This window comes from Janthinobacterium rivuli (assembly GCF_009208735.1).
Taxonomy (GTDB): Bacteria; Pseudomonadota; Gammaproteobacteria; order Burkholderiales; family Burkholderiaceae_D; genus Janthinobacterium.
In genome coordinates this window covers 254,402-278,072 of sequence record NZ_WFLJ01000002.1, presented here as the reverse complement: position 1 = coordinate 278,072, position 23,671 = coordinate 254,402, and the positions used below count along the sequence as shown (strand labels likewise).

At 62.0% G+C, this 23,671-nt stretch carries 19 protein-coding genes and 1 pseudogene; 9 read left to right on the top strand and 11 right to left on the bottom strand.

Annotated elements, in window-relative coordinates; translation table 11 throughout:
- Positions 1–85 precede the first annotated feature (85 nt).
- Positions 86–976, bottom strand: coding sequence for a sulfurtransferase (locus tag GCN78_RS03775; protein WP_193316595.1), 891 nt, complete (start codon positions 974–976; stop codon positions 86–88).
- 137 nt (positions 977–1,113) lie between these two features.
- Here GCN78_RS03775 and dnaE point away from each other — a divergent pair, with 137 nt between their 5' ends.
- A complete protein-coding gene (gene dnaE / locus GCN78_RS03770) occupies positions 1,114–4,653 on the top strand; it encodes a DNA polymerase III subunit alpha (RefSeq protein ID WP_152250480.1) in 3,540 nt (1,179 codons plus the stop codon).
- A 63-nt stretch (positions 4,654–4,716) separates the two neighbouring features.
- Here dnaE and GCN78_RS03765 read toward each other — a convergent pair whose 3' ends face one another.
- The 4 genes from GCN78_RS03765 to GCN78_RS03750 all read right to left on the bottom strand — a co-directional run bounded on the left by GCN78_RS03765 (position 4,717) and on the right by GCN78_RS03750 (position 7,659).
- Complete coding sequence (locus GCN78_RS03765) at positions 4,717–4,947, bottom strand: DUF6139 family protein (protein ID WP_152250479.1); 231 nt, start codon at positions 4,945–4,947, stop codon at positions 4,717–4,719.
- A gap of 175 nt (positions 4,948–5,122) precedes the next feature.
- The gene (locus GCN78_RS03760; protein WP_152250478.1) at positions 5,123–6,124 is read right to left on the bottom strand and encodes a VirK/YbjX family protein; all 1,002 of its coding nucleotides are present in this window, start codon (positions 6,122–6,124) and stop codon (positions 5,123–5,125) included.
- 49 nt (positions 6,125–6,173) lie between these two features.
- Positions 6,174–6,722 carry a hypothetical protein gene (locus GCN78_RS03755; protein WP_152250477.1) on the bottom strand — a complete coding sequence of 183 codons (549 nt, stop codon included), beginning with the start codon at positions 6,720–6,722 and terminating at the stop codon, positions 6,174–6,176.
- Positions 6,723–6,837: 115 nt separating this feature from the next.
- Positions 6,838–7,659, bottom strand: coding sequence for a MipA/OmpV family protein (locus GCN78_RS03750; RefSeq protein ID WP_193316594.1), 822 nt, complete (start codon positions 7,657–7,659; stop codon positions 6,838–6,840).
- Between the two features lie 157 nt (positions 7,660–7,816).
- Between GCN78_RS03750 and GCN78_RS03745 the strand changes: the two genes are divergently transcribed.
- The 4 genes from GCN78_RS03745 (at position 7,817) to GCN78_RS03730 (ending at position 12,201) form a co-directional block, all read left to right on the top strand.
- Positions 7,817–8,503, top strand: a complete 687-nt coding sequence (locus tag GCN78_RS03745) for a response regulator (protein WP_152250475.1) — start codon at positions 7,817–7,819, stop codon at positions 8,501–8,503.
- The gene (locus tag GCN78_RS03740) at positions 8,500–9,888 is read left to right on the top strand and encodes a sensor histidine kinase (protein WP_152250474.1); all 1,389 of its coding nucleotides are present in this window, start codon (positions 8,500–8,502) and stop codon (positions 9,886–9,888) included. Before GCN78_RS03745 ends, GCN78_RS03740 begins: the two co-directional genes overlap by 4 nt.
- Before the next feature lie 119 nt (positions 9,889–10,007).
- Positions 10,008–11,603, top strand: a complete 1,596-nt coding sequence (locus tag GCN78_RS03735; RefSeq protein ID WP_152250473.1) for an ATP-binding protein — start codon at positions 10,008–10,010, stop codon at positions 11,601–11,603.
- Positions 11,590–12,201 carry a response regulator transcription factor gene (locus tag GCN78_RS03730; RefSeq protein WP_152250472.1) on the top strand — a complete coding sequence of 204 codons (612 nt, stop codon included), beginning with the start codon at positions 11,590–11,592 and terminating at the stop codon, positions 12,199–12,201. The genes GCN78_RS03735 and GCN78_RS03730 overlap by 14 nt, the downstream gene beginning before the upstream one ends.
- Before the next feature lie 15 nt (positions 12,202–12,216).
- Here GCN78_RS03730 and GCN78_RS03725 read toward each other — a convergent pair whose 3' ends face one another.
- From GCN78_RS03725 to GCN78_RS03710, 4 genes and pseudogenes are all read right to left on the bottom strand, one after another.
- Positions 12,217–13,317: a glycosyltransferase family 9 protein gene (locus tag GCN78_RS03725; RefSeq protein WP_152250471.1), complete on the bottom strand. Its 1,101-nt coding sequence runs from the start codon at positions 13,315–13,317 to the stop codon at positions 12,217–12,219.
- 35 nt (positions 13,318–13,352) lie between these two features.
- Complete coding sequence (msbA, locus tag GCN78_RS03720; protein WP_152250470.1) at positions 13,353–15,086, bottom strand: lipid A export permease/ATP-binding protein MsbA; 1,734 nt, start codon at positions 15,084–15,086, stop codon at positions 13,353–13,355.
- 50 nt (positions 15,087–15,136) lie between these two features.
- Entirely contained in the window at positions 15,137–16,348 is a 1,212-nt protein-coding gene (locus GCN78_RS03715; RefSeq protein WP_152250469.1) for an O-antigen ligase family protein, read from the bottom strand.
- A gap of 256 nt (positions 16,349–16,604) precedes the next feature.
- Positions 16,605–17,843 (bottom strand): annotated as a pseudogene (locus GCN78_RS03710) (malic enzyme-like NAD(P)-binding protein); the annotation flags it as partial.
- 206 nt (positions 17,844–18,049) lie between these two features.
- On the opposite strand from GCN78_RS03710, the gene GCN78_RS03705 reads away from it, so the two are divergent.
- The 3 genes from GCN78_RS03705 (at position 18,050) to GCN78_RS03695 (ending at position 20,284) form a co-directional block, all read left to right on the top strand.
- Positions 18,050–19,075 carry a LacI family DNA-binding transcriptional regulator gene (locus GCN78_RS03705; protein ID WP_152250467.1) on the top strand — a complete coding sequence of 342 codons (1,026 nt, stop codon included), beginning with the start codon at positions 18,050–18,052 and terminating at the stop codon, positions 19,073–19,075.
- Positions 19,076–19,201: 126 nt separating this feature from the next.
- On the top strand, positions 19,202–19,681 hold the full coding sequence (locus GCN78_RS03700) for a hypothetical protein (protein WP_193316593.1): 480 nt from the start codon (positions 19,202–19,204) through the stop codon (positions 19,679–19,681).
- A 63-nt stretch (positions 19,682–19,744) separates the two neighbouring features.
- Positions 19,745–20,284, top strand: a complete 540-nt coding sequence (locus tag GCN78_RS03695) for a hypothetical protein (protein WP_226939445.1) — start codon at positions 19,745–19,747, stop codon at positions 20,282–20,284.
- Between the two features lie 9 nt (positions 20,285–20,293).
- Here the strand turns inward: GCN78_RS03695 and GCN78_RS03690 are convergent, their stop codons facing one another.
- Together GCN78_RS03690 and GCN78_RS03685 are read right to left on the bottom strand one after the other, a co-directional pair.
- Positions 20,294–20,923, bottom strand: a complete 630-nt coding sequence (locus tag GCN78_RS03690) for a LysE family translocator (RefSeq protein ID WP_152250466.1) — start codon at positions 20,921–20,923, stop codon at positions 20,294–20,296.
- Between the two features lie 79 nt (positions 20,924–21,002).
- Positions 21,003–21,791 carry an AraC family transcriptional regulator gene (locus GCN78_RS03685; RefSeq protein WP_152250465.1) on the bottom strand — a complete coding sequence of 263 codons (789 nt, stop codon included), beginning with the start codon at positions 21,789–21,791 and terminating at the stop codon, positions 21,003–21,005.
- Positions 21,792–21,972: 181 nt separating this feature from the next.
- Here GCN78_RS03685 and GCN78_RS03680 point away from each other — a divergent pair, with 181 nt between their 5' ends.
- On the top strand, positions 21,973–23,250 hold the full coding sequence (locus GCN78_RS03680; protein ID WP_226939444.1) for a tyrosine-type recombinase/integrase: 1,278 nt from the start codon (positions 21,973–21,975) through the stop codon (positions 23,248–23,250).
- Positions 23,251–23,671: the final 421 nt, after the last annotated feature.

Sequence of the window (23,671 nt, the reverse complement as noted above, 5' to 3'; positions counted from 1 at the left end):
TCGCCTGTGCCCCAGGGCCATCACGCTTTGCTCCGACGGGCATGGGCGGCGATAGAGACCTTGCCATGCGCGAGTATCGCCGAGTTTAGCCTTTTTGATAGCAATGCGGGCAAGATACCTCATACACATATTCCGGCGCCAATTGCTGACGCGGCGTGACCACGGCGCGGCAGACGAAACATTGCACGGTTTCCGTCGGTTCCAGTTTCGGGTTCAGCGCCGTGCGGTAATCGAAGACGAAGCAGTCGCCCGTGTAGTGCTCGCCGCCCACTTCCTCGAAATACTTCAGGATGCCGCCGTCAAGCTGGTACACGCTGTCGTAGCCGATTTCCTTCATGTGGATGGCGGCCTTTTCACAGCGGATGCCGCCCGTGCAGAAGGTGACGACGGTCTTGCCTTCCAGTTCATCCTTGTGCGCGGCAGCCACGGCCGGGAATTCCGTAAACTTGTCGATGCGGTAATCAAGCGTGTTGTTGAACGTGCCCACGTCCACTTCAAAGGCGTTGCGCGTTTCCATCATGACCACGGGTTTGCCCGCATCGTCGACGCCGGCGTCGAGCCAGCGCTTGAGCGTATGCGCATCGACGGACGGCGCGCGGCCCAGTTCCGGCTTGATCAGCGGCATGCGCATCGTGATGATTTCTTTTTTCAACTTGACCAGCATGCGCTTGTGCGATTGCTCATTCGACAAGCTTTCTTTCCATTCCAGATCGGCCAGGCGCGCGTCGCTGCGCACCCAGGCCAGGAAGGCATCGATATGCTCGCGCGTGCCCGACAGGAACATGTTGATGCCTTCCGGTGTCAGCAGGATGGTGCCCTTCAGGCCCAGCGCCAGGCATTGCTCCTGATACAAGGGACGCATGGCTTCCGTATCGGCTAGCGTGATGAATTTATACGCGGCGATATTGACAAAGGTGGTGGCCAGCGGGCTGACAGCGGCGGAAACGGCGGGTGTTGCTGGGGTGATGGCTTGCATGATGGCGATCGGCTTAGACTGAACAGCCGATATTATAAGCCCGACAGGCCAGGCAGGATACCCGGTCCGCACCCGCGACGCGGTAGAATAGACCCCATTGAATTTTGCACGAAACGGTACACAGGATGGAAATGGTAATGCAAGAGGCCGGCGCTCCGGCAGGTTCACAGCAAGCGATGCAGCCCGGTCCTGCCTTCGTCCATTTGCGCGTGCACTCGGAGTACTCGATCGTCGATGGCCTGGTGCGCATCGACGACGTGGTCAAGGCGGCGGCGAAGGACAAGCAGGTGGCGCTGGCCGTCACCGACCTGTCGAACCTGTTCGGCATGGTCAAGTTCTACAAGGAAGCGCGCGGCAAGGGCATCAAGCCCATCGTCGGCGTCGACGTGTGGATCACGAATGACGACAACCGCGAAAAGCCGTCGCGGCTGTTGCTGCTGGCGAAGAACCGCATGGGTTATCTGCAACTGTGCGAACTGCTGTCGATGGCCTGGCTGACGAACCAATACAAGGGACGCGCCGAGCTGCGCATCGAATGGTTGCAGGCGCTGGCGACGAATACCTATGACCTGTACCCGGGCGAAAGCGCGGCGAATGGCTTGATCGTGCTGTCGGGCGCGCATTTCGGCGACGTCGGCATTGCCATCGAGAATGGCAACCTGGCCCTGGCCGAGCGCAACGCCCAGCGCTGGGCCGAGATTTTCCCTGGCCATTTCTATATCGAAATCCAGCGCGGCGGCCAGGCCAACCAGGAAGCGCAGGTGCGCCACGCGGTGGCGCTGGCGGCCAAGCTGGGCTTGCCCGTGGTGGCCACGCATCCCGTGCAATTCATTTCCCCCGAAGAATTCATTGCCCACGAAGCCCGCACCTGTATCGCCGAAGGCGAGATGCTGGCCAACGCCAAGCGCGTCAAGCGCTTCAACGACAGCCAGCGCTTCCTGTCGCAGGCCGACATGGCGGAATTGTTCGCCGACTTGCCGGCCGCGCTGGCCAATTCCGTGGAAATCGCCAAGCGCTGCAATCTAACCTTGACCCTGGGCAAGCCGCAACTGCCGAACTTCCCCACGCCGGACGGCATGACGATCGACCAGTTCCTCGTGGCCGAATCGCAGGCCGGCCTGGAAAAGCGCCTGATTCAGCTGTACCCCGATCCCGAGCGCCGCGAAAAGGAGCGTCCGCGCTACGAGTCGCGCTTGAAGTTCGAGACGGACACGATTTGCAACATGAAGTTCCCCGGCTACTTCCTCATCGTGGCCGAGTTTATCCAGTGGGCCAAGGAAAACGGCGTGCCCGTCGGTCCGGGCCGCGGCTCGGGCGCCGGTTCGCTGGTGGCGTATTCGCTGCTCATTACCGACCTCGATCCATTGCAGTACAACCTGCTGTTCGAGCGCTTCCTGAATCCCGAACGCGTCTCGATGCCCGACTTCGATATCGACTTTTGCCAGGAAGGGCGCGACCGCGTCATCCAGCACGTCAAGGATTTGTACGGCAAGGAGGCGGTCTCGCAGATCGCCACCTTCGGTACCATGGCGGCCAAGGGCGCGATCCGCGACGTGGGCCGCGTGATGGACTTCGGCTACAACTTCTGCGACGGCATCTCCAAGCTGATCCCGTTCAAGCCGGGCAAGCCCGTGTCGATCGCCGACGCCATCGAGGAAGAACCGCTGCTCAAGGAGCGCCTGGAAAACGAGGAAGAGGTCAAGCAGCTGCTGGACTTGGCGCAGCAAGTCGAAGGCATCACGCGCAATATCGGCATGCACGCGGGGGGCGTGTTGATCGCCCCCGGCAAGCTGACGGATTTCTGCCCGTTGTACACGCAGGGCGGCGACTCGGGCGTCGTGTCGCAGTACGACAAGGATGACGTGGAAGCCGTCGGCCTCGTGAAGTTCGACTTTTTGGGTCTGACCACGCTGACGATTCTCGACCGCGCCGTGCGCTACATCAAGCAGCTCGACCCGGCGCAATCGAACTTCGACCTGGCGACCTTGCCGCTGAACGACAAGCCGTCCTACGACTTGCTGACCAAGGCCAAGACCGTGGCCGTGTTCCAGCTCGAGTCGCGCGGCATGCAGGGCATGCTGAAAGACGCGCGTCCCGACCGCTTCGAAGACATTATCGCGCTCGTGGCGCTGTATCGTCCGGGCCCGATGGACCTGATTCCCGATTTCTGCAAGCGCAAGCACGGCGAACGCTTCGACTATCCCGATCCGCGCACGGAATCGATTCTGTCCGAAACCTACGGCATCATGGTGTACCAGGAGCAGGTGATGCAGATGGCGCAGATCGTCGGCGGCTATTCGCTGGGCGGCGCCGACATGCTGCGACGCGCCATGGGTAAAAAGAAAGCCGAAGAGATGGCCGAGCACCGCGAGATTTTCCGCGCCGGTGCGGCGAAAGACGGCTTGACGGCGGAAAAGGCCGACGAGATCTTCGACTTGATGGAAAAGTTCGCCGGCTACGGTTTTAATAAGTCGCACGCCGCCGCCTACGCCTTGCTGTCGTATCACACGGCATATTTAAAAGCGCACCACACGGCCGCCTTCATGGCCGCCAACTTGTCGCTGGCCATGGACGACACGGACAAGATCAAGATCCTGGTGGAAGACTCGCTGGAAATCTGCAAGCTGACCTTGTTGCCGCCGGATATCAACGAATCCGATTACCGCTTCACGCCGAGCGGCGCGCCGCCGTCCGTGAGCGGCAAGAAAGTCACGCAGATCCGCTATGGCCTGGGCGCCGTGAAGGGCTCGGGCCAGAACGCCATCGAAGCCATCATCGCCGCGCGCGAGGCAGGTGGCCCCTTCACCAGCCTGTTCGACTTCTGCAAGCGCGTGGATAAGAAACAGATCAACCGCCGCACCATCGAGTCCCTGATCCGCAGCGGCGCCTTCGATTGCCTCAAGGTCGACCGCGCCATCCTGCTCGCGTCCGTGGCGTTCGCCATGGAGTGCGCGGACCAGGCCGCCAAGGCGGCGAACCAGGTGAGCCTGTTCGGCGGCGACGACAGCGACATGGTGGCGCCGCCCGAGTACGTCAAGGTGCCCGTGTGGACCGATAAGCAGCGCCTGACGGAAGAAAAGATCGCGCTGGGCTTTTACCTGTCCGGCCACCTGTTCGATTCGTATGCGCCCGAGGCGCGCCGCTTTGCCCGCACGAAATTGTCGGAACTGTCGCCGTCGCGCGAGCCGCGCATGATGGCCGGCGTCATCACGGGCTTGCGCACGCAGATGACGCAGCGCGGCAAGATCCTCATCGTCACGCTCGATGACAAGAGCGGCACGGTGGAAGTGACGGTGTACGGCGAATTGTTCGACGCCAACCGGAAAATCTTCAAGGAAGATGAATTCCTCGCCGTCGTGGGCAAGGTGTCGGAAGACCGTTTCTCGGGCGGCTTGCGCATCACGGCCGAGAGCGCCTTCGACATCATCGCCGCGCGCGTGCAGTATGGCCGCCAGCTGGGCCTGACCTTGCCCGCCACCCTGGACGCCAAGCGCATCCGTGACGTGATCCTGCCGCACCGCGCCGACACGGGCTTGCCGATTGCCGCGCGGGTCAGCCCGCAAGGCGTCAGTTGCGTGCTGCAGTTTGGTGACGAGTGGAAAGTGGCGCCCTCGGATGAATTGCAGATGGCGCTGGAGCAAATACTGGGCGCGCAAGAAGTGGCGGTCGAATACTGACCGGCAGCGCCCGGCGCCAACAACAAAGCCAAACCGCAGACATGCTGGTTTGGCTTTTTTCGTTTACATGTCTTTCAGGCCCGTGATCGCATAACCCTTGGCGGCGATCTGCTGGTGCGGCTGTTCGATATGGTAGTCGGGCAAGGCCTGGGCATCGTCGGCCACTTCACTGGCGCGTATTTCCAGCTGCCAATCGGTATTGGTGACTTCTTCTGGAATGAGCTTTCCTTCCGGCACAGCGAGGTAGGAAAAAATGCCGTCGTGCTCGGCTCGGCGGTAGATGTCTACACGCATAACTTGCCTCCTAGTAAGCGTTGGGGGAACCGGCGCGCCAGGAAAGCACGCCGATCTTACTAGCGTAACAGGAATGTGCGGCGCATGGTTTTTGCGCGCGTGCGGGAGGCGAACTGGGGTATTGCAGGGCGGAATGACTGCGGGGCGGGGGCGGGGCGCCTGGCCCGGCAGAGGGTCAGGCTACGGCGGAAAAGTGCTCGTCGTCGAATTCGGCCGGATGCCGGGTGTCATTGGCTGCCATGGCGCTGTCGTGCATCGCATCGCCATGGCTGCGATGCGATGCCAGGCCGTTGCGCAGGCTGGCTATCATGTTCAGGGTCAGTTCGTGACGCTTGCGCGCTTCCGAACGTTTTTTGGAAGCGATCTCTTCGAGGACGAGCGCGGGAAGCGTTTCGCATGGCAACTCAAAGTCGCCATCGCCGCGGGCTGTGGCGCCAAGTTCTTGCCATAGTGCATTGTAGTCGGCGAGCAGCAGGCCATTCTTCCTTGCCGAATGGTGGCCGGCCCGGTTGGCATTGCCTACCAGAAGCATGGTGCGGCAACCGTGCTCGTATGCCAGTTGACGTACCAGGCGTATCATCAGGAACTTGGGGCGCATGCCGTGCAGGTCGCGCGTGGCTTCGCGCACGCGGCGCAAGCCTTCCGCGCCCTGCGGACCCTGGATGCAGCCGATGCCCACGCCGGTATCGTCGGGCGCGCGCGTACGGCAGCCGAAGAAGGTGAAGACCACCGTGTAGAGCACATCGTCATCATGCATCAGCTGCAAGACCATCTCGCCTTCGCGATCCATGCGGAACAGCGAAGACAGGCGCAGATGGTAGGGCGAACCGGATTTTCCCGGCACCGTGGCGAGTATGACCGGTTGGTGCGCCGCTTGTACCATCAGCTTGCCCCAGCCTTGCTGCAGGATGAAATGATAGTGGTCGACCAGCATGGACACGCGTTGCTGGCAGGACAAGCTCTTGCTCAGGTAGTGCCGGTACACCTTGTGGACCAGGCGCGGGTAGGCTTGCAGCAGGTCGCCAAAGACGGGGTGGGAATTGAGCAACTTGAGCCAGATGCGCGTCTGCCGCTGCTGCAGACGTGCCCGCAATTGCAGTTTGAACAGCTCGCGCAGGCGGGCAATGCCAGGGGGCATATCGGTGAGACCAGCATGCAGAGTAATTGCTTGTGTCATCAGGCATTTTCCTTGGTGAATGAGAACGGAGGTGGCTGCGGGCCGTGCTTCAGCGCAGCGGCGGGCAGCTCATGCCATCGGTATTGGCCAGCAGCACGGTGGCGCTACGGCTGGCGCGGGCCAGCTTGCGCGCCAGGGTGTCCGAGAATCGGTCTCGCCAGCAGTTGTTCTTAATGGCAGGTAAGACAATTTCATGGCATCCCAGCATTTCGGCCGTGTCGAGTATCGTAAAAATGATTTCGCCGGAAAAAATGTGGGTGCTGAAGGCTAGATGTGAACGGCTCAGGTATAAGCCGGCCTCGTGCATGATTTGCTCGGTTGCCAGCGCGAGCGTACCGCCGGCGTCTTCAGCCGCACCTTGCCGCGGCAGGCCGGCGGCGGGGCGTACCTGCGCTGGCGTCACATGCAGCAGGCTGACACGCACGCATATCCCCCATTCCTGTAGCCGCCTGGCGTAGCGCGCACCGAAGACGATGTCGCTGGCCCGCTTGACCGGCAGCAGGAGCAGCAGCGTATGCTGTCTCCCTGTGCTGCGCGGGGCCGCGGCGCTGTCTGTGGCGCGGTCACGGCGTTGCGGGGCAAGTCGCGATGCATGCATGGGAGGGGCGTGAAGGGAAGCGGAAACCGCGCCATCTTATCGGTGCCCTTTCCCACTGTAAATTGGCGAAACAGCGTACGGGTTTCCCTTATCTCTGCGCCCGCTTCAAGCGTGTTTAATAGCGGTAGGTGACGTAGACGGCGCCGACCGGGGAGGTCTTGCGCTGCACGATGGGGCTCTTGGCCGCGTCGCCCAGGCGGGTCTCGACGCCGACCAGGGTATTGATGGCCCAGCGTGCATCGAAGCGGTGCTCCCAGTTGACGGTGGCCTGTGCTTCATAGAAACCGGCCTTGGGCGTGTATTGCTTGAACGAGGTGTTCGCGGCCTGGGTGGCCGTGACGCCATACATGGTCTGCACGTATTTGCGCTCGCCCCAGGCCAGCTGGCCGCCGATGGTCACGCTATCCTGCTGCATGCCCTTGGCATCGGATCTGCCGTAGACCTGGCCCGTCGCTTCGAAATGCACGTTCGCGCCATTTTCGCGGTTTGACAGGGGAATGTCGCTCGAGACGCTCAGCGACAGGCCCGGCAGGGGCGAATAGCCCGCGCTGAGCAGGGCGCTGGCATTGCCCTTGACTTCGCCCATGCCCTTCAGGTAATCGCTGCCGCCCCAGCCATTGGCGCCATTGCGCTTGTGGTCTTCGCGGTTGCCGCGGTAGCCCAATGCGGCGCTGTAGCTGAAGGGGCCGGCCTGGCCGCCATAGCCGATGCCGCGCGAAGTGCTGAAGAACAGGCCATTGGCCATGGCGTAATCGAGGATGATCAGGGGCGAGGCCGACAGTTTGTCGGCGCCGGAATAGCTGGACACGGCGGCGACGCCGCCACCGATGGTGAAGACATTTTCCGCGGCGGGTTCGGCCGCCGCGGCGGCCAGCGGGTTGAGGATCATGCCGCTGGCGAGTGCCAGCGAGGTCAGCAGGGTTGTGGGTGCGTGCATGGAGTTTTCCGTCAGGTGGAGAACCGAGTCCGGAGTGGCTCGATTGACTGCCGACAGTATTGGTCCTTGCCATGAAGGGAAAATGAGCCTTATATTAAGATTGCATGAAGAACGCTTCTTTACCCATTCTTCAGCTTGCGGTGGTTTAATACTCGCCATGAAGATACTGCTGATTGAAGACGATATGGACCTGGGCAATGGCGTGCGGATTGCCTTGCGCGACCAGGGCATGCAAGTGGTCTGGGTGCGCAGCCTGGAGGATGCGGCGCGCAGCATCGAGCACGACAGCTGCGAGCTGGTGCTGCTGGACCTGGGCTTGCCCGATGGCGATGGCCTCGATTTGCTGGCCCGGCTGCGCGCCGCGCGCCTGCCCGTGCTGATCCTCAGCGCCCGCGATACGCTGGAACAGCGCTTGCGGGGCCTGGACGGTGGCGCCGACGATTACCTGGTGAAGCCCTTCGTGCTGGCCGAGCTGCTGTCGCGCGTGCGCGCGCTGGCGCGCCGCAGCTATGGCTTCGATGGCGACACCATCGAATTGCGCGGTCTGCTGCTGCAAGTGCCCACGCGGCGTGTCAGCGTGCATGGCCGGCCGGTGGAGCTCACCGCCAGTGAATATGCTCTGCTGAAGACCTTGCTGATGCGCGCCAACCGGGTCATCACGCGCCGCGTGCTGGAAGAGCATATCCTGCCCGGCGGACTGGCCAATGCCAGCAACACCCTGGATGTGCATATGGGCAACTTGCGCCGCAAGATAGGCGAGGGTTATATCCGCACCGTGCGTGGCGTCGGCTATGTCATCGACCAGCAGGGCGAGACATCCACTGCGTCGCGTGCTGGCGCATGATGGGCCGCCTCTGGGCCATGCTGCGCCGGCCCACCCTGGTGCGCCGCCTGATGATGGCGCAAATGCTGATGCTGACCATGGTGTGGAGCTTGGCCGTGGCGTATGTGCTGGTCGAAGGAGCCGATGAGGCGAGCACTGTGACCCGCGGCGTCCTGCACGCCATTATCAGCGTGGCCGATAACCTGGCCGAGCAGCCGCAGCGCCAGCAACAAAGCTTGCGCGCCATCGATGAAGCATTGCGCGAGGAATTTGAAATGGGCCAGGTGCCGGAGCTGGCGCCGCGCATTCTGGTCTGGCGTGAGGGCAAGCTGGTGTACAAGTCGCCCGATGCGCCCAGCGGTATCCGCAGTGCCGGCCCGGAGCAGATGGAAGTGGTGTACATCAAGGGCCAGGCCTGGCGCAGCCGCAGCCTGGTCGAAGGGGCCACCCGCGTGACCGTGCTGGAAGTGGGGGGCGCCTGGCAATTTTTCATCACGATCAACTCACGCGGCTACTACCTGCTGCCGCTGCTGATCAGCCTGCCGTTCCTGCTGGTGCCGGCCTGGCTGTCGATCCGCCTGGCCATGCGTCCTTGGCGCAAGGTGGCGCAGGAGGTGGCGGCGCGCGGGCCGCAGGATTTGCGTCCGCTGGCGTTCAAGCCGCCGCATGGCGAACTGGCGGCGCTGGTCGACAATATCAATGCCCTGTTGCAGCGCGTCGATGCCAGCGCCGCGCGCGAACGCAGCTTCATCGCCGATGCCACGCATGAGCTGCGCACGCCGCTGGCGGCCATGCGCGTGAATGTCGAAGCCTTGCAGGGGCAGGCGCATGATGCGCGTCAGCAAGAGCTGCTGGACGGTATCTTGAACAGCGGCAAACGGGCCGCGCGCCTGGTGGGCCAGTTGCTGCAGCTGACGCGCAGCGAAGTGCAGGCGGGCGGGGGCGAGTTGCCGCGGCGGCAGGCGCTCGATACCTTGCTGCAGGACCGTCTGGCGGCCCTCTCCGGCCTGGCCCAGGCGGGCGATATCGAGCTCGAATTGCAAGCCGGCGTCTCGCTCAGCGTACCCGGACAGCGCGAGAGCCTCGTCTCGCTGATCGACAACCTGGTGGAGAACGCCATCAAGTACAGCCCGCGCGGCAGCAGCGTGACGGTGTCGCTGCATGCGGAGCGGGGCCAGGCCGTGCTGCATGTGGCCGATCAGGGGCCGGGCATCGCGCCGGCGCTGTATGAACGCGTGTTCGACCGCTTTTTCCGCGCGCCGCAGCAGGCGCAGCCGGGCAGCGGCCTGGGCTTGTCCATCGTCGCTTCCGTCGTGCGCCAGCACGGCGGCACGATTCAGTTGCACAGCGGCAATGGCGGTCTGGGCTTGCTGGTGGAGGTGCGCTTGCCGCTGGCCGGGGCCTGACTGCGCCGGCGCGCCTTGCGACCTTGCCTGAAAATTATTTCATGTGCTTCTAACGCAAGATGGCATGGCGTGGCGCACGCTTGCGATGCATAATGCGGGACAGTTTAAAAAACACCGTTATGCGCCCATCCCTGTCCCGCTACCTGCCGTATCCCGCCTTTGTCGGCCTGTATCTGCTGTTTGACTGGGCGACCTATATCGACCCGATGTACGGGCTGAACATCACCCCCTGGAATCCCGATCCCGCGCTGGGCCTCGTATTTTGGCTGTTCCACGGCCGCAAGGCGGCGCTGCCGTGGTTTATCGCCCTGGTGGCTGGCGAGGTGCTGGTGCGCGGCATGCCGGCAGGCCTGCCCCTGACCTTGCTCTGTTCGGCATGGCTGGTGCTCGGCTATGGCGGTATCGGTGCAGTCTTGCGCCGCAGGTTCAGCAGCAGCGATATCTTCGACAACCGGCGCCGCCTGAGCGCCTGGGTTGCCATCGTGCTGCTTGGCACCGTGCTCAACGCGCTCGGCTATATTTCCTTGCTGTCGCTGACGGGACGTATCCCGGCTGGCGAATGGGCAACGGCGGTCTGGCGTTTCAGCATCGGCGACACGGTCGGCATGCTGGTGTCGATGCCGCTGATCTGGGTGCTGTTCAGCGAGCGCGGGCGCGAACGCCTGCATGCCGCCGTCTGGCGCTGGGAAACCCTGGCGTATCTGGCCCTGGCCAGCTTCGTGTTGTGGAGCCTGTTCGGTTCCATCGTGCGTTCCGAATACAAGCATTTCTATTTCCTGTTTCTCCCCGTGATCTGGGCCGCCTCGCGCCAGGGGCTGCATGGCGCCGTGCTGGCTGTGTTTGTATTGCAACTGTGCATCATCACCCTGGTGAAGTGGACGCATGCGGTCGATATCCAGTTTTATGAATTGCAATTGCTCGATGCCGTGCTGGCGCTGGTGGGATTTTTTATCGGCATCGTCGTCGACGAAATGCGCCAGGTGGCCGACGAACTGAAACACACGCTGCGCCTGGCGGCCGCCGGCGAGATGGCGGCCGCCCTCGCACATGAGCTGAACCAGCCGCTGACGGCCTTGTCGACCTATGGCAAGGCGTGCGAATACTTGCTGGAACGCGGGGAGACCGGCGCCCTGCTGCAGGGCGCCGTGGGGCATATGATCGTCGAATCGGGACGCGCCGCGGACGTGGTGCGCCGCCTGCGCGACTTTTTCCGCACGGGCGCGATGCAACTCGAAGCGGTGGAGGCGGGTGCCCTGATCGAGGGCATGGCGCGCCAGTTCACGCCGCTGTTCCATGAGCATGGCATCGAGCTGGTGCTGGCGCCGCCGTCGCCGCTGGCCGTCAATGCCGATCGCCTGCAAATCGAGCTGGTGTTGCGGAATTTATTGGCCAATGCGCAGGATGCGGTGCTGGGCCAGCCGCGCGGCCGGCGCCGCATCACGGTCTCGGCCGAGCGGCTCGAAGGCGGGCGGCTGCGCCTGTCCGTCGAAGATAGCGGTCCCGGCATTTCCAACAGCCTGGCGGCGCGCCTGTTCGAACCGTTCGTCTCGACCAAGGCCAGTGGCCTGGGGCTGGGGCTGGTGCTCAGCCGCAGCATCGTCGAAGCGCATGGCGGCCAGCTATGGGCGGAAGTGGGCAAGCATGGCATTTTTCGTTTTGTCCTGCCCCTGGCGCGCGCCAGTGCGGCCGCTACAGGAGAGTATGGTGACAAGTAATATGACGGTGTTTATCGTGGATGACGATCCCGCCGTGCGCGATGCGCTGGGTTTGCTGTTGGGCATACGCGGCTACCGCACGGCCCTGTTTTCCTGCGGCGAGGATTTCCTGGACAGCTGGCGGCCCGAGTGGGCCGGCTGCCTGCTGATCGATATCCGCATGTCGGGCATGGATGGCCTGAGCCTGCAGCGACGCTTGCTGGAGCTTAAATGCTTGCTGCCCATCATCATTATCACGGGACATGGCGACGTCGCCCTGGCGCGCCAGGCCTTCAAGGCGCAGGCCAGCGATTTCCTGGAAAAACCGTTCGACCACGACAAGTTGCTGGCAGCCATCGATGAAGCGTTTTCGCGCGAGGCGCATGCGCGCGGCCAGTTGCTGCGCCAGGTGGAGGGGTTGGCCTTGTTGCGCGCCCTGACGCCGCGCGAACGGGAAGTGATGCAGCTGGTGGTGACGGGCCAGCACAACCGCGATATCGCGCCGGCGCTGGGCATTTCCGTGCGCACGGTGGAAGTACACAAGGCGCGCCTGATGGACAAGCTGGGGGTCGATAATGTGGCCGACCTGGTGCGTATCAGCATGCTGGGCAGCGGTTAGCCGCTGCTGCGTTCTCTAGGCGATGGTCTGCAATACCTGCTCGACCGAGATCGCCTTGACCCAGTCGCTGCGCCGCGCCACCGTGATGACGGTACTGTTGGCGCTGTCGAACGGTGCCCATTCCGGATTTTTCTTGCGCATCAACGCCACTACAGGCACATGCACGGCGTTCGCCAGATGCATGATCGACGTTTCCACCGAAATAATCAGGTCGCATTGCGCCAGCATGGCCGGCAGCTGGAAAAAGTTGTCGACGGCGCTGAAGGCTTGCGTGCGTGGCAAGCCATGCGCTTGCACGACGGCATTCACCTTGGCCAGTTCCTGCGGCATGGCATTGATCAGGAAACAGGCATGCTGCCATTTCGGCATCGCCTGCATGCGCGCGATCAGTTCGACGATGCGTTCCAGCGGCCAGCCGCGCTTGTGTGACTTGGCAAACGGGTTCAGGAGTACGAGCGGCCCCTGGCGCGGGGCAAAGCCCCATGCGGCCAGCTGCTGCTGCGCCTGCTGCAGCGCGTGCTCGGGAATGTGTACGAAGGGATAGCGTTCGGCCACGGGAATGTCGAGTCCCGTCAATTGATGGAACCAGTCCGCATACACGCTGCTGATATGGTGCTCGCCCGCATCCTGTCCTGCATACGAGGCCAGCACGGCATCGATCTTGCGGTAGGCGAGGTAATGCCAGGGGCGCAGCGGGCTGAACGGCTTGCGCGTGCCGATCACCAGCCCGTTCGGGCTGATCGCGCGGGCAAGGTCCGCGTATTGCTGTGGCCTTACGTGGGCCAGCGACACGACGATGGGATAGTGTTCCGCTTTGGCCTCGCGCAGTGACTCTTCGTACAGCGCCGGGCTGTAGGTCTTGCGGTACACCTTGGCGAACAGGCCCGATTGCTCCACCCAGTCGTACAGCGAATAGGTGCGCAAGCCTTCCCATTGCCTGGCGTCGGACGTGCGGCGGACTTCGTCGACCCACAGGTGGATCTGGATATGGGGATAGGCCGCGGCAAAGGCGCGGAAACCGTTTTGCAGGTAGGTAAAGTCTCCCAGCGCCAGATGGGCGATGAACAGAATTTTGTCCGACTTTTGTAGAAGTTCGGCGGGAATCAAAGGCGTCATGTATCAGTACGATTTCAGGTATTCGTTCGATGGTGTCAAACCACTTGCTGGGAAAACTGCAGGCGATGCAGATTGGCATACGCACCGTTGGCATCCAATAATTGCTGGTGATTGCCGGTTTCCATTATTTTCCCGTGTGACAATACCACGATACGGTCCGCACGTTCAATTGTTGATAGTCTATGAGCAATAACGAGGGTGGTTTTACCTTGCATCAGGTGTTCCAGTGCCGCTTGCACGGCCCGTTCCGCCTCCGTATCCAGTGCCGAGGTGGCTTCATCGAGAATCAGGATGGGTGCATCCTTGTAGATCGCGCGGGCGATGGCCACGCGCTGGCGCTGGCCGCCGGACAGGCGCGAGCCGTTGTCGCCCAGGCGCGTTTCCAGGCCATCGGGCAAGCCGTCGATGACGTCCGACAGGAAGGCGGCGGCGGCCGCCGCTTCGACGCGTTGCCGGTCAGGCGCCGCATCGCCATACGCGATATTGGCGGCCAGGGTATCGTCGAACAGCACCACCTGCTGGCTGACCATGGCGATCTGGCTGCGCAGGCTGGTCAGGGAGATGGTATCGATATTCTGTCCATCGAGCAAAATCTCACCACTGCTGGCCGAGTAAAAGCCCGGCAGCAGGCTGACGAGGGTCGACTTGCCGCCGCCGGACATGCCGACAAAGGCGATCGTTTGTCCCGGCGCAATGCTCAGATCGATGTGGCGCAGAGCCGGCTCCGGATGTCCGGGGTAGGCAAAGCTCACGTCTTTGAACTCGATGCGGCCGCTGCTGCGGCCAATGAGCGGCTTGCCGCCCGTGCGTTCCGGTGTCTTGTCGATCAGCAAAAAGACTTCTTCCGCAGCGGCCATGCCGCGCTGCAGGGGGCCGTTGACTTCTGCCAGTTGCTTCAAGGGTGTCAGCAGCATCAGCATGGCCGTGATGAAGGAGACAAAGCCGCCGACCGTGATCTGCCCCTGTTCCGACTGGAACAGGGCCATCACGATGACCAGGGCCACGGCGGCGGCCGTGATCACCTGCGTGATGGGCACGGTGGCGGAAAAGGTGGTGGTCATGCGCATGCTGTAGCGGCGCAATTGTTCGGCACGCTCTTCGAAGCGCGACTTTTCGTAATCCTGGCCGCCGAAGATCTTGATCACTTGCTGCGCGCGCGTGGTTTCCTCGATGACCTGGGTCAGCTCGGCATTGACGGCCAGCGAGTCGCGGTTGAGTTTTTTCAGGCGCTTGCCCGTGGTGCGCACGACGATGGTCAGCACGGGCAGCAACACCAGGGTCACCAGGGTCAGTGCCCAGTTCAGGTAAAGCAGCCAGGCCAGCAGGCCCAGCACGGTCAGCGAGGAGCGCACGATCGAGGTAAACACCTTGGTCACCATCTCGATGATCTGCTGCACTTCGAACATGATGGAGTTGATGACCTTGCCCACCGTATGCGTGTTGTAAAAGTCGATGGGCAGGTTGAGCATGCTGGCAAACATCCTGCGCCGCAACTCGTTGAGGATGCGCGTGGAGACATAGCTCATCAGGTAGCTGCTGGCAAACGTCGAGGTGCCGCGCATGGCAAAGATGCCGATGACGATCAGCGGCACCAGCCAGAAGGAAAAATTCACCTTGCCGCCAAAGCCATTGTCGAGCAGCAGTTTGAGCGCATATGGCAGCAGCGGTTCCGTGGCCGCCGTGACCACCATCGCCAGCAGGGCCAGAGCCAGATGTTTCTTATAGGGCGCGTGCAGTGCGGTGAGGCGCTTCAGGTCGGGCGTGAGCATCGGTATGGTTCCTTGCAGGGACAGCAAAAACGGTCAGGCGGAAAACGAACTCAGGCAATGCGTTCTTGCTGGCGCAGCATGGCCCACAGTATCACCATCGGGAAGACCAGCATGATGATGCCGATATTCAGGGTGAGCGAGTTCGTCGTCAGGCCAAAAATCATGTAGCAGGTGCACAGTACCACGCCGGCCAGGGCGAACGGCCTGGCGTTGCCAGGGCCGTGACGCAGTGCTCGCGCAAACAGAGCCAACGGCACGAGGAAGAGCGCCAGCAAGGCCAAGACACCGATAATGCCGCGTTTGACGAGTGCATCGAGGTAATCATTATGGGCGTTGGTGTAGTCTTTGACGCTGGCGTCCATTTTGCCCCCCTCCGCAAGCGTTTGCTTGGCGGCAAGGTAGCCGCTGCGGCCCATGCCAAGCCAGATATGCTCATCGGAAAGAACCCATGCGGTACGCCACATTTCCATGCGTTGGCCGATGGATGTCGTCGCATTATCGTTGTCTTTGAATTCTTTGATGTCTTCTAACGCGGCCTTGACGCGTTGCGGCACGGGGGAGTCGGGCAGCATGTAGGCGGATATGGACACGGCGACAAGTGCGGTCATCAGAGCGCCCAGGTAGTAGATGCTGCGGCCTTTCGAGTAATAGAAGGAAAACACGCAGCCGCAGACGGGCAAGGCCAACCAGCCGCCACGGCTGCCACTGATGATGGAACCGAGGATGCCCGCCACGCCACCGGCCAGTAACAAGCTGATCCATACCAGGCGATAGCTGCTGGTCCGCGCCCAACCCAGACCGCAGAGGCATAACATCCCCAGCAGTATGCTCACATTGCCATAATGGATGGCATTGCTGGTGGCAGCCTGAGGACGGGGCATGTCAAGCATGAGCAGTTGCCAGGACGCCAGAGCGGCACCGCCAATGGCGCCGACAGCCAAGCCGCCCCACCATGCGGCCGCACGGGGCGGATAGGCAAGCAGCAGCAGCATGACGGGCGCTGCCAGCAGCGCGCGCAGGGGGATGTCGAGTTCACGGGCCGGATCAGCGTGGTACAGCATGTTGGCAGTGAAAACACAGAAATACAGTAAAAGGGTGCCCAGCAGCAGATAATCCCGGCGTTGCAGGTTCAGGCGGGGACGTTTCCATAGCAGGCAGGTGCTGGCAAGCAGAAGGGTCACGGCGCCGAATGAATAGCCGCTGGTAACGGCCAGCGCCAATGCCGAAAAAAGAAAAACAGAAACAGAAGTCAGGCCGAGCATGAAAATCCTTGGTAATGTAATTCGTCGCTATTCTGACAACTGTAGCAACATAAAGTAGGCGCCATTGTAATCGAAGGCGGTGGCAAAAACGCCCCCTGAGAAATTGGAGTTTCTATAGCTGTATAGGCGACATCAAGGGCAGAAATGAAAAAAAACCATGGTTTTGACTCATGGTTTTTTTGTAAGCAATGGTAACTTGCTGTTATTTTGACAAGGCAGAAAGTCCCTGCCTTGTGGATCAGGCGCCCGCTGGCACGCGCGTCGCTACGCCGGTGGCGATGGCCGCTTGGGACACGGCAGGCGCGACCCAGCTGCGCAGACGCTCGTCGAACGGCGACGGGATCAGTTGCAACGGCGTCAGCGCGCTGCTCTCGTGGCCTGGCAACGGCTCCTTGGCCAGCGCGGCGATGGCGCGCACGCAGGCCAGCTTCATTTCCTCGTTGATGGTGGTGGCGCCCACGTCGAGCGCGCCGCGGAAGATGTACGGGAAGCACAGCACGTTGTTGATCTGGTTCGGGTAGTCCGAGCGGCCCGTGGCCACGATGGCGTCGTCGCGCACGGCATGGACTTTTTCCGGGGCGATTTCCGGATGCGGATTGGCCAGGGCGAAGATCAGCGGCTTGGCGGCCATCGATTCGACCATCTGCGCACTCACCACGCCGCCCTTCGAGACGCCGATGAAGATGTCGGCGCCGACCATGGCGTCGGCCAGGTCGCGGTCGCTCGTATCGTTCGCGTAGCGCGCCTTGTTCTCTTCCATGCTGGCATCGCGGCCCGGGTAGATCACGCCCTGGCTGTCGCACACTTTCAGCAGCGACTTGTTCAGGCCCAGCGAGACCAGCAAGTCCAGGCAGGCGATCGAGGCCGCGCCGGCGCCGGACACGGCCACTTTCACGTTGCCGATATCCTTGCCCACCAGTTCCAGGCCGTTCAGGATGCCGGCGGCGACGATGATGGCCGTACCGTGCTGGTCGTCGTGGAAGACGGGAATGTTCATGCGCTTGCGCAATTGCTGTTCGATGTAGAAGCAGTCCGGCGCCTTGATGTCTTCCAAATTGATGCCGCCGAAGGTCGGCTCCATGCGCACCACGGTGTCGATGAACAGGTCGGGATCGTTCTCGGCCAGTTCGATGTCGAACACGTCGACGTCGGCGAATTGCTTGAACAGGCAGGCCTTGCCTTCCATCACCGGTTTGCTGGCCAGCGGGCCGATATCGCCCAGGCCCAGCACGGCCGTGCCATTCGTGATCACGGCCACCAGGTTGCTGCGCGAGGTATAGGTGCCGGCCGTGCGCGGATCTTCCACGATCGCTTCGCAGGCGAAGGCCACGCCCGGCGAGTACGCCAGGGTCAGCGCGCGGGCGTCGCCCAGCGGTTTGGTGGGCGTCACGGAAATCTTGCCTGCGCGGGGTTCGGCGTGATAGGCGAGGGCGGCTTCTTTCAGGTTGAAGGTTTCGCCGTTCTGTTCGGCGTGCTTGCTGTGGGAAGTAGACATAAGAATTCTGGGAAGGGCAACCAGGCCCGAGTGGTCAATCCGAGTCATGGTATGCAAGCGTTTGCACGCTGTCAAGGCTGGATTGTACTTAAGCCGGCCAAAACCGCTTTGGGCAACGGCATTATTTCAATGCAAGCGTTTGCTCGGTTTTTGACGGCACGGGCATTTTTTGCGATAAAATCACCGTATTGCGATCCGGGAAGCCCATGACAAACAAGAACCCCACCTTAAGCGACGTCGCGCGGGCCAGCGGCGTGCACTTTTCCACCGTGTCGCGCGTGATGAACCCGGCCACGCGGCAAATGGTCAGCGCCGAGGTGGCCGCGCGCGTGCTGGCCGAAGCGGCCCGCCTCGGCTACCGGCCCAACCGCGCCGCCTCCACCCTCGTCACGCGCAAGTCGCGCATCATCGGCGTGGTCTTGCCCGACATTACCAACGCGGTTTTTCCGCCCATCCTGCTGGGCATCGAGGAAGGCTTGCGCAAGCATGGCTACCTGGCCATCGTCGCGAACGTGGGCGCCGACGAGGAAGAGCAGCTGTTCGTCATCAACCGCCTGCTGGGGCAGCAGGTCGATGGCCTGATTTTGGCGACCGCACGGCGCGACGATCCCGTCATCAAGATGTGCATCGACCAGAATGTGCCCGTCGTCACCGTCAACCGCAGCGACGAGACGGGTGTCGCGTCCTGCGTCGTCAGCGACGACGTGGTCGGCATGCGCCTGGCCGTCGAACACTTGCTGGCGCTGGGGCACCGCCATATCGCGCACATTGCCGGCCCGGAAAATCTGTCCACGGGCCACGTGCGCCGTCTCGGTTTCCTGGCTGCCATCCAGGCCAGCGAACTCGATCCCTCGCAAGCGTTCGTGTTTGAAAGCAGCGGCTATTCGCGCGAGTGCGGCAAGGCGGCCCTGCTGGAACTGCTGCGCCAATCGCCGCGCACGACGGCCGTGGTGACGGGCAGCGACCTGGTGGCCCTCGGCTGCTACGACGCCATCCGCGAACTGGGCTTGAGCTGCCCCGAAGATATTTCCGTGGTGGGCCACAACGACATGCCGTACATGGACATGATCCGTCCGCCCCTGACCACCATCCGCATCCGCCACCATGGCATCGGCACGGAAGCGGCGCGGCTGATCCTGCAAACCATCGCCTCGCCCGATTCCCCGGTGCTCGACGTGCGCCTGAAACCGGAACTGGTGGTGCGCGAATCGACGGCGTCGCCGCGCGCCTGAGCCTGCCACTTGTTGCCCTTCTTTTGCTGGAGTATGTTTAAATCTTGATATTGATAATGATCAAGACAATGCCATGCGGACGACATCTAGGCGACAACGGCGGCATGCACAGCAGGGAGGCCGCTGATGCCGAAGCATGGCGGCATGCCCGGCAACGCCTGGCGCTATGCGCTGGGCAGCGACTATGGCTATTGCTCGCCCTTGCTTGACGGCATAGAGTTTGAAAACGAGTGGGTGACGATACGCGAATCGGCGATCCGCATCCGCGCCGGCTACGCCTGGGATGGCTGTTCGCCCTGTATCAGCGTGCTCGGCCTGTTTTATGTGGGCACGCCCGATGGCGCGCAGCACCTGGGCTTGCCGGCCACTTATCATGCCAGCCTCGTGCATGACGTGCTGTGCCAGTGGCGCGCCGACATTCCCGTCACCCGCGCGCAGTCGATCGCCATTTTCCAGCAGCTGCTCAGGGAGGTGCGCTTCCCCCTGGCGCGACTGTATGCGGGCGCCGTCTTCCTGTTCGGGCCACGGCGTGACTTCATGCGCCCTGGTGCGCGCGCGGCAGCGGCCGGCCCGCACCCGCCGGGCGCAACATTAAAGCGGCGCTGACGCCGCCGCCGGCGCCCCATGGTGTTAAACTGGCGCCCTCAACGTATTTTGCCCTCCATCGCCATGACCAAAACCAACACGCCCTCCCCGAAACGCCGCGAAGAGGGCGTCGCCAAGCTGACCGTCAATCCCTTCCTCGACGCCGAGTTTTATGCGCGCATGCGCGACTACACGGAACGCGATGCGGCCATCATCAAGGAATTGAAGGCGATCGCCGAGATCCGCGCCGGCAACAAGCAGCCCGATCCCCGCCTGGCGCCGTCGTTGCAAGCATTGCGCGATACCGTCAAGAAAGGTTTGACGTTTGGCGAGATGCTCGAGCGCATGGCCGCCGGCAAGGAAAAAGGCTTGTGGGAACCGTGGATGACGACCTTCGGCATCGAGATCCGCGCCGTCAACTACGGCGCCGGCCCGCGCAACGCCTGCCTGGTGCTGGACCTGGCCGCGAATGCCCCTGCGCACGCCATGTTCGCCAAGGCGGGCATCCAGAACTGGCGCAGCCTGGCCGCCGACGACTGCTCCGTCGTGCGCTCGGAAAAGGCGACCGAAACCACGCCGCTGAAAGTGTATGCCGTGTTTTACCTGGACCCGCTGCCAGCCTGATGATGGATCTCACGCGGCGCTTCTGGCGAGATTGACCAGCAGCGCCGCCGCCAGCAGTATCAGCATGACGCCGGACAGCCGCTCCAGCGTCGGCAGGGCATGCGCGAAGCGCTGCCGCAGCGCCGCGTTGCCGATGGCCAGCGCCACCGCCATATCCCACGCCAGCACGGCGCACACCATCCACACCGCGTAGAACAGCACCCAGCCGCTGCTGGTATGCCGGCCGGCGACCACGGAAGCGAGGCTCACATAGAACAGCGCATTCTTCGGATTGAAGATGGCGGAGAGAAATCCCATGCCCAGGCCCGTGCGCCAGCCGGTCCCGCCGCGCGTGGGAGTGCTGCCTGTGTCCAGGCGGCTGCTGCCCGCATGGCGCAGGAATAGCCAGCCCAGGTACAGCAGATAGGCACAGCCGGCCAGCTGCACGGCAAGGAACAGCATGCTGCCCGGGTGCAGCACGGCCACGCCGCCAAACGCCGCCACGATGAACACGCCATTGGCCAAGGTAATGCCGAGACACGCGCCCACCGCGCCGCGCCAGCCGTGCGCCAGCGCGCTGCGGGCGATGAGGAAAAAGTCGGGACCCGGCGACAGCAGGGCCAGGAAATGGGCGACGGCGATGAAGAGAAAATCCTGCATGAAGCGCGGCTCCGGCAATGGCGATGCGCGAGTATGCCGGGGCCGGCGACAGCCCGTATTGAAGAAAATTGCAGGCGCTTTAACCGCCCTGGCCGCGATAGCGCCCCGGCGTGATGCCCGCATGCGCCTTGAAGACGCGCTGCAGATGGCTCTGGTCGGCAAAGCCCAGTTCACAGGCGATGTCGGCCAGGGCGCCGCCCGCCTGCAGGCGGCTGCGCGCGCGGTTGACGTGCATATTCAGCTGGTAGGCGTGCGGCGTCATGCCGGTGGCGGCGCGGAAGGCACGGATCAATTGATACGGGCTCAGGTCTGCCGCTTGCGCCAGTTGCGGCAAGCTGGCCGAGGGCCGCGCCTGCAGCGTCGCGAGCACGGGCGCCAGTTGCCGCGGCAGCGGCTTGCGTTCCGACGGCAGCGGGTCGGCACGGGCGCTGGCGCAAGCGCCCAGGAACGCCAGCAGCGCCGCATCCTTCTCCGCCGCGCCGGCCTTTGAGAACAGCAGCGCATTCATGGCGCAAAACTGCGCGTACAGTTGCGGGCAGTGCAACACCGTCGCCGTGTCGCCATCGAGCGCCGGCGCGTGTGCCTGCAGCCACCGCGCATCGAGATGCAGCATCTGGTAGCTCCAGACGGTGTCGGGCAGGGGATTGCAGGCGTGCACGCAGCCGGCCGGCACCAGCACCAGGCTGCCATTGCCGAGCGCGACCTGGCCGTCCTTGCTGCCCGTGAAGATGCTGCCGCCGGCATCGATTGCGCCGATGGAAAACGTGGGATGGCTGTGCGGCTTGTAGCACGCCCGGCTGCGGCAGGCGCGCCGGCTTTCCACGTGGGGCAGGCGCGCGTCGCGCCAGAAGGCGGCGGTGCCGGGCATGGCTACATCAAAATCACGTCGTACTGTTTTTTTAGTGTCTATTGGCATCTATCGACGTCTCATGATTAAATATAAGTCTTTGATTTTATTGATTTTATGTCTGTAATTGTCTATTGACGTCCATTAGTGTTGTCACTATTATGTGTAGCTAATTGTGTAGCTACATACGATGGGCAGAAATATGACAACAAAAATCAAGAACAGAGACCGACTTGATGCCATGCAATTACAGCACTGGCTGAGGGCTGTAGAAAATGGCGTCGCACCCACGGTACGCGATCCATCGACGGACGAGGTTACCGTGCTTCCGGTGCCGTTGGCAAGGTCCGACGGGGATGGCCTGACGTTTACTATATCTAAGAGTGGGACTGCATCCTGGATATTGCGATATCGGTATGGAGGCCGTGTCCGGGAGCTGACCCTTGGAAACTATCCAGACTTGGGTCTGGCCGCTGCAAGAAAAATGGCTCGGGAAAAACGGGTGGAAATAGACCAGGGGGGCGATCCGGCTGCAGAGAAGCGGCGCATGGTTTCTTCGGCATTGAAAGATTGGACGGTCCGTCGGCTGATCGAGGACTACCGCGAGAAGATATTGGCAGACCTTTCGGTGAGTAGCCAAAAGGGTTATGGACGTAGTCTTGTCCGTATCGAAAATCGGCTAGGCGGATTGACGGTTTCTCAGGTGTCGTCAATGGATATCGTTGAGATGATCGAGTTTGTCGATGCCCCCTGGAGTGAATCGCGGACACTTCTTTCGACTGCGCGGATGTTATTCAGGCATGCCGCTGGTAGGAAGCTGGTAGCGGCCAACCCTTGTGTGGGCATTGAGCTTACCGCCTTGCTTGGCCGGCGTCCTCCTGTGCGTCTGAGGTTGATGCTGTCTGAGGCTGAGTTACGAATCGTTCTTAGAGCGAAAATGAACCGCGAGAACGCCTTGGCTGTTCGTTTGCTGCTAGGAACCGCCGTAAGGTCTGACGAACTCCGTAATGCACGCTGGGAACAGTTTGATTTTGAATCTGCAGTGTGGAGCGTGCCTTCTACGAAAACTGGACCCGGCATGCAGATCCCATTGTCTGGCCCGGTCCTGGAATGGTTGACGGAGTTGAAGACCTTGAGCGGCGATTCCTCCTTTATCTTGCCAAGTAGGGCAGAGCAACGAAAGAGGAAGTTTGGTGGCGATGCGCCTATCAATCCCAATACCATCGGAGCCGCTATTGAGTTCTGGCTCACGGAATATTCGCCTTCTGTCAGACGATTTACTCCTCATGACTTGCGCTCCACGGCAAAAAGTCATATGCGTGCATTAGGTATTCCGCGCGACATCACAGAAATGTGCCTAAATCATAAACTGCCTGGGATTGAAGGCATTTACGATGTCCATACTTATTTTCCGGAACGTAGCGAAGCGTTGGCAACCTGGGGAGCCTATCTACAGCGCCTCGAATATGCCGCTAACTAGGATTTGCAAATCCCGCGTTGTGCGGCGTTTGGCATCGTCGGCGCTGTCAAGTGTCGTGTCGCGTGCATTACGCGCTTGTCTGGCCGTTTTATCGCGTTCTCTGGCATTGTGAGCACGTATTGCTTAGTGAGCATGCGCCGACATACAAGGGAAAGCTCTCCTGAATGCTGGAGAAGCGCTGGAAATGGCAAAGTTATTTGCCATAATTGAAATATTGTCTTTGTGGTAAAATGTTGATATCGAGTTCAAGCTACGCATCGTTCAAGGTGCCGAATTCGATTCATCGCGCAGTGCCGCAAGTCTGATCAGGTCGCCTCCGAGACAAGGACGGTAGATCGATGCTTCAGCAATCCCCTTATGCCATTACAGCCCGATCTTGGTTGCCGCTCGTTCGGCAGGCTTTGCTGCGCGCTTCTTTTAT

Coding starts and splice junctions, on each gene's coding strand:
- GCN78_RS03775 (WP_193316595.1), bottom strand. CDS start 976: ATGCAAGCCATCACCCCAGCAACACCCGCCGTTTCCGCCGCTGTCAGC.
- dnaE (WP_152250480.1), top strand. CDS start 1,114: ATGCAAGAGGCCGGCGCTCCGGCAGGTTCACAGCAAGCGATGCAGCCC.
- GCN78_RS03765 (WP_152250479.1), bottom strand. CDS start 4,947: ATGCGTGTAGACATCTACCGCCGAGCCGAGCACGACGGCATTTTTTCC.
- GCN78_RS03760 (WP_152250478.1), bottom strand. CDS start 6,124: ATGACACAAGCAATTACTCTGCATGCTGGTCTCACCGATATGCCCCCT.
- GCN78_RS03755 (WP_152250477.1), bottom strand. CDS start 6,722: ATGCATGCATCGCGACTTGCCCCGCAACGCCGTGACCGCGCCACAGAC.
- GCN78_RS03750 (WP_193316594.1), bottom strand. CDS start 7,659: ATGCACGCACCCACAACCCTGCTGACCTCGCTGGCACTCGCCAGCGGC.
- GCN78_RS03745 (WP_152250475.1), top strand. CDS start 7,817: ATGAAGATACTGCTGATTGAAGACGATATGGACCTGGGCAATGGCGTG.
- GCN78_RS03740 (WP_152250474.1), top strand. CDS start 8,500: ATGATGGGCCGCCTCTGGGCCATGCTGCGCCGGCCCACCCTGGTGCGC.
- GCN78_RS03735 (WP_152250473.1), top strand. CDS start 10,008: ATGCGCCCATCCCTGTCCCGCTACCTGCCGTATCCCGCCTTTGTCGGC.
- GCN78_RS03730 (WP_152250472.1), top strand. CDS start 11,590: ATGGTGACAAGTAATATGACGGTGTTTATCGTGGATGACGATCCCGCC.
- GCN78_RS03725 (WP_152250471.1), bottom strand. CDS start 13,317: ATGACGCCTTTGATTCCCGCCGAACTTCTACAAAAGTCGGACAAAATT.
- msbA (WP_152250470.1), bottom strand. CDS start 15,086: ATGCTCACGCCCGACCTGAAGCGCCTCACCGCACTGCACGCGCCCTAT.
- GCN78_RS03715 (WP_152250469.1), bottom strand. CDS start 16,348: ATGCTCGGCCTGACTTCTGTTTCTGTTTTTCTTTTTTCGGCATTGGCG.
- GCN78_RS03705 (WP_152250467.1), top strand. CDS start 18,050: ATGACAAACAAGAACCCCACCTTAAGCGACGTCGCGCGGGCCAGCGGC.
- GCN78_RS03700 (WP_193316593.1), top strand. CDS start 19,202: ATGCCGAAGCATGGCGGCATGCCCGGCAACGCCTGGCGCTATGCGCTG.
- GCN78_RS03695 (WP_226939445.1), top strand. CDS start 19,745: ATGACCAAAACCAACACGCCCTCCCCGAAACGCCGCGAAGAGGGCGTC.
- GCN78_RS03690 (WP_152250466.1), bottom strand. CDS start 20,923: ATGCAGGATTTTCTCTTCATCGCCGTCGCCCATTTCCTGGCCCTGCTG.
- GCN78_RS03685 (WP_152250465.1), bottom strand. CDS start 21,791: ATGCCCGGCACCGCCGCCTTCTGGCGCGACGCGCGCCTGCCCCACGTG.
- GCN78_RS03680 (WP_226939444.1), top strand. CDS start 21,973: ATGACAACAAAAATCAAGAACAGAGACCGACTTGATGCCATGCAATTA.